Source organism: Arthrobacter rhombi (genome assembly GCF_900163545.1).
In the GTDB taxonomy this organism is placed as follows: domain Bacteria; phylum Actinomycetota; class Actinomycetes; order Actinomycetales; family Micrococcaceae; genus Arthrobacter_H; species Arthrobacter_H rhombi_A.
The window spans coordinates 1-12106 of the sequence record NZ_FUHW01000003.1 but is presented as its reverse complement, the minus strand read 5'-3'; the positions used below and the strand labels follow the sequence as shown (position 1 = coordinate 12106).

Annotated in this window: 10 protein-coding genes and 1 pseudogene; 1 reads left to right on the top strand and 10 read right to left on the bottom strand. The window is 63.7% G+C overall.

From position 1 onward, the window contains the following. Nucleotides 1-54: 54 nt before the first annotated feature. The 6 genes and pseudogenes from FM101_RS00560 to FM101_RS00535 form a co-directional block, all read right to left on the bottom strand. Nucleotides 55-696, bottom strand: a pseudogene (locus FM101_RS00560) (NAD(P)-dependent oxidoreductase); the annotation flags it as partial. A gap of 42 nt (nucleotides 697-738) precedes the next feature. After that, nucleotides 739-1530, bottom strand: coding sequence for a hydroxypyruvate isomerase family protein (locus FM101_RS00555; protein ID WP_086993918.1), 792 nt, complete (start codon nucleotides 1528-1530; stop codon nucleotides 739-741). Between the two features lie 386 nt (nucleotides 1531-1916). After that, the gene (locus FM101_RS00550; RefSeq protein WP_086993915.1) at nucleotides 1917-2753 is read right to left on the bottom strand and encodes a bifunctional allantoicase/(S)-ureidoglycine aminohydrolase; all 837 of its coding nucleotides are present in this window, start codon (nucleotides 2751-2753) and stop codon (nucleotides 1917-1919) included. Further along, nucleotides 2746-4059 carry a DUF6986 family protein gene (locus FM101_RS00545; protein ID WP_179204191.1) on the bottom strand — a complete coding sequence of 438 codons (1314 nt, stop codon included), beginning with the start codon at nucleotides 4057-4059 and terminating at the stop codon, nucleotides 2746-2748. Before FM101_RS00545 ends, FM101_RS00550 begins: the two co-directional genes overlap by 8 nt. Then, nucleotides 4056-5681, bottom strand: coding sequence for a malate synthase A (gene aceB, locus FM101_RS00540; protein WP_086993912.1), 1626 nt, complete (start codon nucleotides 5679-5681; stop codon nucleotides 4056-4058). Before aceB ends, FM101_RS00545 begins: the two co-directional genes overlap by 4 nt. Nucleotides 5682-5691: 10 nt before the next feature. Next, complete coding sequence (locus FM101_RS00535) at nucleotides 5692-7080, bottom strand: NAD-dependent malic enzyme (RefSeq protein WP_086993909.1); 1389 nt, start codon at nucleotides 7078-7080, stop codon at nucleotides 5692-5694. Nucleotides 7081-7339: 259 nt separating this feature from the next. On the opposite strand from FM101_RS00535, the gene FM101_RS00530 reads away from it, so the two are divergent. After that, nucleotides 7340-8104, top strand: coding sequence for an IclR family transcriptional regulator (locus FM101_RS00530; protein WP_086993906.1), 765 nt, complete (start codon nucleotides 7340-7342; stop codon nucleotides 8102-8104). 223 nt (nucleotides 8105-8327) lie between these two features. On the opposite strand, the gene FM101_RS00525 is transcribed toward FM101_RS00530, so the two are convergent. From FM101_RS00525 to uraD, 4 genes are all read right to left on the bottom strand, one after another. Then, a complete protein-coding gene (locus FM101_RS00525) occupies nucleotides 8328-10061 on the bottom strand; it encodes a nucleobase:cation symporter-2 family protein (protein WP_241895473.1) in 1734 nt (577 codons plus the stop codon). 73 nt (nucleotides 10062-10134) lie between these two features. Beyond that, complete coding sequence (gene pucL, locus FM101_RS00520) at nucleotides 10135-11055, bottom strand: factor-independent urate hydroxylase (protein ID WP_086993903.1); 921 nt, start codon at nucleotides 11053-11055, stop codon at nucleotides 10135-10137. 2 nt (nucleotides 11056-11057) lie between these two features. After that, nucleotides 11058-11414 carry a hydroxyisourate hydrolase gene (gene uraH, locus FM101_RS00515; RefSeq protein ID WP_086993901.1) on the bottom strand — a complete coding sequence of 119 codons (357 nt, stop codon included), beginning with the start codon at nucleotides 11412-11414 and terminating at the stop codon, nucleotides 11058-11060. 69 nt (nucleotides 11415-11483) lie between these two features. Next, nucleotides 11484-11981 (bottom strand): 2-oxo-4-hydroxy-4-carboxy-5-ureidoimidazoline decarboxylase, encoded by a 498-nt coding sequence (uraD, locus tag FM101_RS00510; RefSeq protein WP_086993898.1) that lies wholly within the window; start codon nucleotides 11979-11981, stop codon nucleotides 11484-11486. Nucleotides 11982-12106: the final 125 nt, after the last annotated feature.

Here is a 12106-nt window from a genome sequence, read left to right as displayed (position 1 = left end):
TCACTACGAGGACTTCCACCCGCTGCCCGCGTACCCAACCTCAGTGGTCAATACAGCTAGACCGCCGCCGAGGACCGCTAGCGCGGCCTGGGTGTCGACGCCGTAGGCCTCCAGGAAGACCACGGCCTCCGAGAGTGCCTGGATGTTGGAGGCCACGATCAGCTGGTTGGCTGCCTTGACCGTCTGGCCGGATCCCGAGGGTCCGACGTGGACGATGGTCTTGCCAATGGCGTTGAGCACGGTTTCGGCATCGTCGAAATCGGCCTTCTCGCCACCGACCATGATGGAGAGCACCCCGTCAATGGCTCCTGCTTCGCCACCGGAGACCGGACCGTCGAGCGGGCGCAGGCCGGCGGCGCGGGCGTCATCGGCCAGGACCACGGCGACATCGGGGCGGATGGTCGAGTTATCGATCCACAGGGCGCCCTTCTTGGCGTTGGCGAAGACACCGTCCGCCCCGCCCACGACTGCTTCCACGTCCGGGGAATCCGGGACCATGGTGATGACGACGTCGGCATTGGCGACGGCTTCGGCCACGCTGGCTGCGGCGGTGCCGCCGGCGGATGCGAGATCCTGGGCCTTTTCGGGGCTGCGGTTGTAACCGGTCACCTGGAAGCCGGCCTTGACCAGGTTCTTGGCCATGGGCAGTCCCATGATGCCCAGGCCGATGAAGGCAACGTTCTTGTTTTCGCTCATGTTGTTCTCCTTGAAGTCTTAGTGATGCGTACCGGTCGGGGCCTAGGCGCCCTGGCGAATCAACCAGTCGAAGGCGGAGTCGGAGGAGGCCTTGTATTCCAGACCGATCGGTCCGGTGTAGCCCTTGGCCCGGCTGCTCTCGATCCACTCACCCAGCGGCAGGTTCCCGGTTCCGGGGGCCCCACGTCCGGGGTTGTCAGCGATCTGGATGTGCCCGAAGTCGGCAGCATGCTTGTTCACGACGTCGGCGACATCATCACCGTTGACGGCCATGTGGTAGAAGTCGGCCAGCAGCTTGACGTTGTCCACGCCGGCTTCCTGGGTCTTCGCGATGACGCCCAAGGCGTCGGCGGCGGTCTTCAGCGGGTAGGCCTCGGTGCCGGAAACGGGCTCCAGCAGGACCGTGCCGTCGATCTTGGCGACTCCCCGGGCGGCGGCGACGAGGTTGGTCAGGGCCAGCTCGTCTTGCTCGGCGGCCGACTGGCCGTCCTGGCGATTGCCGTACAGGGCGTTGAAGCCACGGCAACCCGTGGCCTGTCCGATGGCGGCGACGACGTCGATGTTATCGGCGAACTCCTTCTCGCGGCCGACCCAAGAAACGATCCCGCGGTCACCGGCCGGCATTTCGCCGGCCAGGAAATTCAGTCCGGTCAGCTGGACGCCTGCGTCGGAGAGCGAGCTGACGAACTTTTCCACCTCGGCGTCGGCCGGAACGGCCTCGGCGAAGGGCCACCAGAACTCGACGTTGTCGAAACCGGCCTTCTTTGCTGCCGCCGGGCGTTCCAGCAAGGGAAGCTCGGTCAGCAGGATGGAGCAGTTGACGGTGTAAGCCATGTGGATTCCTTTCGGAACGGTTATTTCCAGATTGTGGAAGTTTACTTCTGCCTACTGAAAACATTAGGTGAGGCCCGCATCACCTGTCAAGACTTCATCGTCGACACTGATGAGGGATGCGCTTTCCTCCGTCGGTCAAGGAAAGCTGACTTCCTGGGTGCACCGAGGCTGCCCCGGGGAACGTGATCGGCGCCTTCTGCGGGCGCCACGGCGCATTCCATCGCCGATCGGCACGGTGATTCGAGCGGTCGGCTACTTCCCTTGCACTCGGTCCGGCGGTGGCAGCCAATCGTGCTGCCCCTTCCAGACCGGTTCCACACGAAAAAACCGGCCGGCGGGGAAGATTCCCCGCCGACCGGCTAGATCACTGTTTTACTACAGCCTGACTACAGCGCAATCTGGCGATTGACGTCCTTATAGAGCAGGTAGCGGAAGTTCGCCGGTCCACCCGCGTAGCAAGCCTGCGGGCAGAAGGCCCGGAGGGACATGTAGTCGCCCTCCTGCACCTCGACCCAGTCGGCGTTCAGCCGGTAGACGGCCTTGCCTTCCAGGACGTAGAGCCCGTGCTCCATGGTGTGGGTTTCTGCGAACGGGATCGAGGCGCCCGGTTCGAACGTCACGATGTTCACGTGCATGTCGAAGGCCAGATCCTCGGGATCGAGCATGCGCGTGGTCCGCCACTTGTTATCGGTGCCCGGCATGGCCTTGGGCTCCAGATCGCGCTCGTTGCCGACCACCGGGCGGGGTGTATGCCCTTCCAGCGGCTGGTAGCGCTTACGGAACCAGTGGAAGCTGGCGGCTTCCACGCCGTCATTGTGGACGCTGTACGCCGTGCCCGCCGGGATGAACGCGAAGGCACCCGCGGTCAGCTCGTGCGTCGCGCCGTCGATGACCACGCGCAGGGAACCCTGCATGAGGAAGAGGAAACCCTCAACCTCGGCCTGCGGTTCGGGGCTCTCCGAACCCCCGCCCGGGGAAACTTCGACGATGGTCTGGGAGAACGTGGTCGCTCCGCCGGAGACCGGGCGGTTGAGCACCCAGGACCGGGTCCCTGTCCACTCGGGAAGGACCGAAGTCACGATATCGCGCAGCACGCCGCGCGGGATGACCGTGTAGGCCTCGGTGACCACTGCCCGGTCGGTCAGCAGGTCGGTCTGAGGCGGGTGTCCACCCTGGGCGGTGTAGTAGGGGGCCTCCACGGAAGTGGTGCTGGTCTTAGACATGGGATTCCTTTGCGTTGATCGCGGGGCGCCCCAGGGCCAAGGCCCTCAGATGCTCCTGGGTGATTTCGACGCCGTTCTCGACCTCGCCGGCCGTCAGCGCGCCGCACACCAGACCGCGGTAGATGAACATGGCCAGGGCACGCGCGGTGGCCGGCTCGTCCATGATGGACGACTCGACCTGGTGCACGTAGTTGCGCAGCCGGTTCGCAGCGGCATCGAAGCCGTCACGGTAGAAGGCGTAGGTGGCCAGGTAGCGGGTCGCCAGTTGTGCGGGATGCAGATCCCAGCCCTGATAGATCCCACGTTCCAAATGGCGGCGTACCAGACGGGCATGCAAGGCGAAGGCCTTGCTGACATGCTCGGATTCACCAATCGGCAGGATGTTCGTCGACCCGTCCGAGAGGTGGACCCCCGTTCCGGCCACGGCCACCTGCAGTACGTTCTTGGCGTGGTCGGCCGCGGGGTGCTCCATCGACTGGTACTCGGCTGAGATGCCCAGGGAGGCGGAGTAGTCGTAGGTTCCGTAGTGCAGGGAGGAGACCCTGCCCCGCCCGGCGTGGATCAGCTGGGCCGAGGGCACCGTGCCTTCGGCGGAGAGGATCAGCTGCGGGGTTTCCATCTGGACCTCGAAGCGCAGCCGCCGTGCGGGCAGCCCGTGGGCGGCTTCCATCTTCTCGCAGACGAAGACCATGGCTTCGACCTGCGCCACCGTGCTGACCTTGGGCAGGGTCAACACGAGCCCGTCGGGTAGTCCCCCGCTCTCCACCAGCGAGGCGATGAACAGGTCCAGGGTGCGCAGCGCACGCTTACGGGTGGGAACCTCGAAGCACTTGAAGCGGATCCCGATGAAGGGCGGGGCGATGCCCGCCGCGACGGCACGGTTCACTTCCTGGGCAGCGCGGATGGCGTGCGCATCTTCCTCGTCGTCGGGCCGGTGTCCCAGCCCGTCTTCGAAGTCGATGCGCAGATCCTCGATCGGTTCCCGTTCCAGCTTCTGCGCCACGAGCTCGGCGAGCAGATCTGCGCGAGAACCTCCACTGGCGTCGGCGCCACCTTCGGCGTCGAGTCCCACGGCGCGGGCCAGCACGGCCAGCCCACCGAAGTCCCGGGCCGCGGCCAGGGCCTGCTGCCCCCATTGCCCGGCCACTTCGGCGGTGAACTTATCCGCCGGAACATAGGCGGTATGCACCGGCTGGCGGGCCCCGCTGTCTCCCGGGTAGGAGCGTTCCAAGAGCTTATCGGTGGCCGCGAGGCGGGTTTCGACCGTCTTCAGGATGGTCTCGTCCAGCACCGGGCTCACGCTCATCGTTTCACCAGCTCGGTGGAGAGCAGACGGTACGCCGGCAGCGTGAGGAACTCTTCGAAGTCCTCGTCGCGACCGGAGACCAGACGGCCAATAAGCTCACCCGCCGGGACGTAGTAGTTCTCGAAGACCTCCTGATCGGCGACCTCGTTACGCAGGCGTTCGATTTCCTCTGCCAGTGCGGCCTGAACCAGTTCGGCGGTGATGGTGTTTCCGGTGTCGTCGGCGACCACTCCGTTACGGATCTGCTGCCACACCTGTGACCGGGAGATCTCGGCGGTGGCCGCGTCCTCCATCAGGTTGTGGATCGCCACGGCGCCGTTACCAGAAAGCCAGACGGCGGTGTACGCGACAGCGACGTACAGGTTCGCATGCACGCCCTTCTCGGTGACCTGGCCGGGGGCCGAGGGGACATCGAGCAGGTCCTCAGCGCTGACCGAGACCTCCGGGCGCTGCTTATCCAGCTGGTTGGGGCGATCGCCCAGCACCGAACCGAAGACCTCTGCACAGACCTCGACCAGATCAGGGTGCGCCACCCAGGAGCCGTCAAAGCCGTCGCCGGCTTCGCGGGTCTTATCGGCCCGGACCTTCTTGAAGGCCGCCTCCGTCGTTTCCGGTTCGCGCCGGTTCGGAATGAATGCGGCCATGCCGCCCATGGCGAACGCTCCCCGCTTATGGCAGGTCTGCACCAGCAAGTCGGTGTAGGCGCGCATCATCGGTGCCGTCATCGCGACATCGGCACGGTCGGGCATGATGAACTTATCGCCGGAGGAGCGGAAGTACTTGATGATGCTGAACAAGTAGTCCCAGCGGCCGGCGTTCAAGCCCGAGGCGTGATCGCGCAGTTCGTAGAGGATCTCATCCATTTCAAAGGCTGCCGGGATCGTCTCGATGAGCACCGTGGCACGGATGGTCCCGTGTTCGATGCCCAGTTCCTCCTGGGCGAAGGTGAAGACATCGTTCCAGAGCCGTGCCTCAAGGTGGGATTCCATCTTGGGCAGGTAGTAGAACGGGCCGTCGCCCTTGGCGGCGAGTTCCTTCGCGTTGTGGAAGAAGTGCAGACCGAAATCGACCAGGGCCCCCACGGTCGGAGCACCGTCAACGAGGACGTTGGCCTCCGGCAGGTGCCAGCCACGGGGGCGCACCACGACGGTGGCTAGGTCGGCATCGCTGCGGAGGTTGTATTCCTTACCTTCGGGCGAGCGGAACGACAGGGTTCCACGAGCTACCTCACCCAAGTTCACCAGCGCGTCGACGACGTTATGCCAGGTGGGGGTCGAGGCGTCCTCCAGGTCAGCCAGCCAAACCTTCGCGCCGGAGTTCAATGCGTTGATGGCCATCTTGGCCGGGGAGGCGGGTCCGGTGATTTCTACCCGACGGTCACGCAGCTTCTCGGGAGCTTCGGCGACCTTCCAGTCTCCGGCGCGTACCTCTGCGGTCTCTGGAAGGAAATCGATGGACCCCTTCTCGGAGGCAGCCTTCTGAGCCGTCTCGCGTGCCGTCAACAGCTCGTCGCGAGTCGCCGCGAAGCGGTGCTGCAGCTTCTCCACAAAGGCCAGAGCTTCGTCGCTCAGAACTTCCTGGGCCCCGTTGACGTCGGGAACGTGTGTCAGTGAAATGCTCATGATGATCCTCCTACTTGCTGGCGCGTGCTGCGGCGACGACGGCGTCGGCCACGTCTCCGGCGACGTGCGGGTCGAACACGCTGGGAATGATAAATCCGGAGTTCAGCTCGTTGCTGTCAACCCGCGCGGCAATCGCGTCGGCTGCGGCAACCAGCATTTCCGGGATGATATCAACAGCGTGGGCGTCGAGCAGGCCACGGAAGAAGCCCGGGAACGCCAGAACGTTGTTGATTTGGTTCGGGTAGTCGCTGCGACCGGTGGCGACCACTGCTGCGTGGCGACCGGCGACGACCGGGTCGACCTCGGGGTCGGGGTTGGCCATCGCGAAGACGATCGAGTCGGCGTTCATGGACTCGATGTGCTTCTCCTCGAGGATATTCGGGGCCGAGACGCCGATGAAGACATCGGATCCGACCATGGCCTCGTGGAGCGTGCCGCTGAAGTTCTCCGGGTTGGTGTTCTCGGCCAACCAGACGCGGTGCGAATCGGTGTACTCGGTGTTGCGGTCGATGGCACCGTTGCGTCCGCAGGCGATGACATTCTTCGCCCCGCGGGCCAGAAGCAGCTGGACGATGGCGTTACCGGCAGCGCCGACGCCCGAGACGACGATGCGCACGTCCTCGATCTTCTTATCCACCACACGCAGCGCATTCTGCAGGGCAGCGAGGGTGACGATGGCGGTGCCGTGCTGGTCGTCGTGGAAGACCGGGATGTCCAGTTCCTCGCGCAGACGGGCTTCGATTTCGAAGCAGCGCGGTGCGGCAATGTCCTCGAGGTTCACGCCACCGTAGACCGGGGCGAGAGCCTTGACGATGTTGACGATCTCATCGGTGTCCTGGGTATCCAGGCACACCGGCCAGGCGTCGACGTCGGCGAATTGCTTGAACAGGGCTGCCTTGCCCTCCATAACCGGCAGGGATGCTTCGGGGCCGATATTGCCCAGCCCCAGCACTGCGGAGCCGTCGGTGACCACGGCGATGGTGTTGCGCTTGATCGTCAGGTTGCGCGCCTTTGAGCGGTCATCGGCGATGGCCTGGCAAACCCGGGCGACGCCGGGCGTGTAGGCGCGGGACAGGTCGTCGCGGTTGCGCAGGGCCACCTTCGGAACCACCTCGAGCTTGCCACCGAGGTGCATGAGGAACGTACGGTCGCTGACATTGCGCACCGTGACGTCGTCGAGGGCGTCGAGTGCTTCGCGGATGCGTTCGCCATGCTCGGCATCCGTCGTATTGCAGCTGACGTCGATCACCATGATGCTGTGCGTTGACTCAGTGACGTCCAGCGCCGTGATCGCACCGCCTGCAGCGCTGACGGCTGCGGCAAGATCGCTCGTGGCCGTGAAGCTGGCCGGTGCCTCGACCCGCAGGGTCATTGAATATCCGGGGCTGGGATTCGCCATGAATTCCTCCTACTAGAAGTGACGATCGGCCTGCAGTTGCAGTACCAGTCATAAAATTAATTTCCGTATAGTGGATAATATTATTTGTACTACGGAAAATCAAGGTCAGTCCTGAGATTTGTTCCTCGTACTGCGGAGCAACTTTCTCGACCAACGGAAAAAGTTTTCATACTTCAAGTACTCTGGAGCGAAATGCCGCTCCATATCCGGCCACCCCGTGCAACGTCTTCGGCCGGCAACCATGTTTCAAGGAGAAACCATGCCCACCAAGCCAGCCACCGGTGTCCAATCCGTGGAGCGCGCCTTCGACTTGCTCGAACTCATCGCCAGGGCCGGCGGCGAATGCACCCTGAGTGAATTAGCTGCCGAGACCCCGATGCCGCTGCCGACCATCCACCGGCTGCTCCGCACGTTGGTCGGTATCGGGCACGTGCGCCAACTGCCGAACCGCCGCTATGCGCTGGGCCCTCGGCTGATCAGGTTGGGGGAGGTCGCAAACCGCCAGCTGGGATCGGTTGCCGCCCCGCTGTTGAAGACGCTCGTCAATGAGCTGGGTGAATCGGCGAACCTTTCCGTGCTCGACGGCGACATGATCACCTACATCAATCAGGTCCCCTCCCCGCACAGCGTGCGGATGTTCACCGAAGTGGGCCGCCGGGCCAATCTGCACGACACCGGCGCTGGCAAGGCGATCCTCTCGGTCATGGACAGCGAACGGGTCGACCGCCTGGTCAGCCAGGCGGGGATGCCCACCCCCACGCCGTACAGCATCGGGACCCTGAAGGAACTCCATGCCGAGCTCGACCGGATTCGCGCAGCAGGATATTCGGTCGATGAACAGGAGCAGGAACTGGGAGTGCGTTGCTTTGCCATGGCAGTACCCGGCGCTCCGACACCCATGGCCGTTTCCATTTCCGGACCGACCACCCGGGTCGATCTTGATTTCGGCGACCGCGCCGTCCCGGCACTTCAGCGGGTGGCCGACGCCATCGCTACCGCCCTGCGCGGCTCCACGAGCTCCTAGGCGAACCAGCGTCGCCATCGGCCCCTCCCTCTGCCGCTCTGCCCCTTGGGGACCGCAGTCGGGCGCTCGGCGCCCGGCAGCGGAGTCCTCCACCACGGCAGGATGACACCGCATCTCCGAGACCGCGGACCAGCACCACGGTCTTCGGAGAAACCAAACAGCCCGCCTTCCCCCAGAAATCTGGTGGGAGGCGGGCTGTTGATGTTGCTGGCAGGTTCGGACCCTAGGCCCGATGGGCTCCGTGTTCCGGGGAGCCTTCCTCGCGTTCGGCGTCATCGTTCTCGCGCAGGGCGTCGGCGCGCAGTTCCTGGCCAGCTGCTTCCGGCTGAGCTGCCGTCGTTTCGGCAACACCGTTCACACGCTCTGCCTTGACGTTTTCGGCTTGTCGTTTGACCTCCTCCGGTTCCATGCCATCTGGCAGGGCGGCAGGGACGCCTTCCGCTTCACAGGCCTTGACGTGCTCAGCCATGACGACGGTGTACTCGTCGACGCTGACCACCGGGATCTCGTCGCCGTCGGCGGAGATCAGCTTGCCTGACTCGTAGTGGTCACCGTCCTGCAGGCTGTGCACCTGGTCCTCGCGGACCATACGCGGCGGCGAGGCCGCGAAGACCGAGGCGTTCTTGGACGGGTTGCCCAGCTTGAGTTCGTTGAACAAGATATTCAACAGCACGGCCATCAGGGCCGCGGAGCTGATCCCGGAATCCAGGATCGTTGCCAGCCAGGTGGGGAAGGCATCGTAGAAGTCTGCCTTGACCACGGGGATCAGGCCGAAAGCCAGCGACGCGGAGACGATGATCATGTTCATCCCCTTGTCGTAGTTGACCTTCGACAGGGTGCGGATGCCACTGGCTGCCACCGTGCCAAAGAGCACGATGCCGGCTCCACCGAGGACTGGCAGCGGGATGGCTGCCACGACGCGCCCCAGGATGGGCAGCAGACCCAGGACCACCAGGATGCCGCCGCCGGCAGTGACCACGAAGCGGCTCTTGACCCCGGTGATGGCGACCAGCCCAACGTTCTGGGCGAAGGCACTCTGCGTGAACGTGTTGAAGAAGGGGGCAATGAAACTGGAGATCATGTCGGCCCGCAGGCCGTCTCCGATGCGCTTGGAGTCGACACGCGTTTTGGCGATTTCTCCGACGGCCAGGATGTCGGCCGTCGTTTCGGTCAGGATCACCAGCACCACGATCGTCATGGAGATGATGCCCCCGATCTCGAAGACCGGCATGCCGAAGGCCAGCGGCTTCGGAATTTCGAAGATGGCACCGTCACCGACCGTGGAGAAGTCGGCGATGCCGACGGCCCAGGCCACCAGGGTCCCGATGACGATGGCCAACAAGATGGACAGGCGTGAGATGGCGGCATTGCCGACCTTGCTCAGCAGCAGCACGATGAGCAGCGTCAATGCGGCCAAGCCGATATTGGCCAAGGAACCGTAGTCATCCGACGAGTCGTTGCCACCCATGGACCAGTTCGCCGCCACGGGGGTCAGCGAAAGACCGATCATGGTGATGACCACGCCGGTGACCACCGGCGGGAAGAATCTGATGATGCGGGCAAAGAATGGGGCGATGAGGAAGCCGATGGCCGCGGCGACCATGACGGCGCCAAAGACCGCTTGGATACCACCGTCACCCTTGACGATCGTGACCAGCGTCGCGACAGAGGCGAAGGACGTGCCTTGAACGAGGGGCAGCTGTGCGCCGAAGAAGGGAACTCCGACCGTCTGCAGGATCGTGGCTAGGCCGCCGATGAACAAACAGGATGCGACCAGCAGAGCTAGATCGGTGCTGTCCATGCCTGCAGCTGCACCAATGATCAGGGGCGGAGCGATGATGCCGCCGTACATGGTGAGCACATGCTGCAAGCCGTAGGCGAGGGTGCGTCCCAGTGGCAGTTTCTCGTCTTCGGGACGGACTACTGCTGTGGCGCTTCGATGTTGCTTGGCTTTCACGGCTGACCTCCTTGTGCACTTCCGTGAAGGCCGGGCGCCCGCAATACTGCGGACGCCCGGCGCGTACTACCGATTAGCAGAAGCCTGCGGCATTTTCCCAGATCGGGTGCGTGGGCGAAACGCCTTCACGCTGGATGGTTGCTTCGATGAGTCCGTACGGGCGATCCGCCGCGAAGAAGACCTCATTGGGGTTGTCCTGGCCAAACGGCGACAGGTCAACCAGGAAGTGGTGGCTGTTCGGCAGCGAGAAGCGGATCTCCTCGATCTCGGGGTGTGCCTCGAGAGCCAGGCGACCCATTTCGTACATCGTCTGCTGCAGAGCCATCGAGTGTGTCTCGGCGAAGGCCTTCAGCAGCAATTCACGCACGGAGGCGTAGATGCCGTTGAAGTCGGTGTCCTCCGAGGTCGAAGCCTCGGTGTTGTAGCGCCAACGAGTGTTGACGTCCGTGGCGAGAACACGCTCGGAAGTTTCCTTCAGGGTCGTGTACTTATCGACCGGGAAGCCGTGGAATTCGCTGCCGGTGGACTTGAGCACGGTCAGTCCGGAAATGCCGGCCAGGATGCTCTTCTTCCCGTCTGCGATCTCCAAAACCGCGGTGCGAACTTCGCTCTTATTGCGGGAGAAGGAGTGATCGTGGTCCTGGATACGGTCCCAGAAGTACTGTTCTGCCGCCCAACGTCCGCCGGTTACCCAGTCGAACTCGGAGACGAAGTGATCGCCGAGGCGCTTGATGAACTTCTCCGGGGAACCGACTCCGTCACGGGCGAAGCCGTAGACGGTGTTCTTCTGCGTGTCGGTCGGGACGACATGACCGTTGTCGCCTTCGGTGTGGGCGGCTTCGAAGTCGCCGTGCAACTGCGAGGAGACGTTCAGGTCCTCGATCTCGTGGCGAGCCGTGTCGCGGGTGATCTTGACCAGGCGGACCTCGGCCTTGCCGTATTGGTTCTTGGCCAGGACGATCTTGGTACTGGGCTGAGAAGCGGTGGTAGTCATGTCTAGCTCCCTCGGTATGTGGAATATGCAAACGGGCTGATAAGAAGAGGTACGTGGTAGTGCTGCGTTTCGTCGGCGACGACGAATCCCAGCGCGACCTCGGGGAAGAAGGTTTCCGTTCCCGTCTTCCCGAAGTAGGCCCCGGTATCAAAAGTGATCCGGTACTGCCCTACTTCAACCGCGACCGGCCCCAGATTGTTGATCCGACCATCCTGGTCGGTACTTCCTGAGCCGATTTCTTGCCAGCCGGATGCCTGCTTGGCCTCCAGCGTGGCCTTGACACCGGAGGCGGGCCTCCCGGTCCCGGTGTCGAGAATGTGGGTAGTGATGTGACTGCGTTCGGACGCTGCTGCGCTCATCGAATTACTCCTTGGGATGGGTCGCTAGGTGCGGGGCGGGGCCAATGACTCCGGGCCCGGCGCCAATGCTTAGGTGGTGGCGAAGAGTCCGCGTAGGCGGAGCAGTGCGATCTCGCGCAATTGCACGGCAACCTCGGCGCTCTCGGCCTCCTCGGAATTCGCCTGCCGGCGTTCCAACTCGGCCAAGATCTCTTCCGCACTGCGTCCCGCAGCACGGATGAGGAACACTCGACCGAATTTCTGCTCGTACTCCTTATTTCCCTCCAGGATTTTGCGTGCCGTATCCGACTGCGCATCAACCGCCGACTGTTCGTCGCGACTGAGCGTGGCTTCGGCCGACTGGCCCTCTGCCTTCTCACCGATACGAGGGTGGTGGGCTAGGGCTGCATCAACTTCCGCGGCAGTGAAGGGGTTGGCCTCCAGTTCGGCGCGTGAGAAGAGGTCCTCGACCCCGGCATACGGCCGGTGATCAACGACGCCCTGGATCCAGCGGTCGATGTCGGCGCAGGGGCGCAACGTGGCAACGGCCTGATCGGCAGAGGCATTGTTGAAGTCCTGGAGATCCATTGGTGTCAGCTCTTTCACAGTCAGACTGCATCCACCTTGGCGCTGAACACCCTTACCGTCGAGGGCTAGCTGTATTGACCACTGAGGTTGGGTACGCGGGCAGCGGGTGGAAGTCCTCGTAGTGA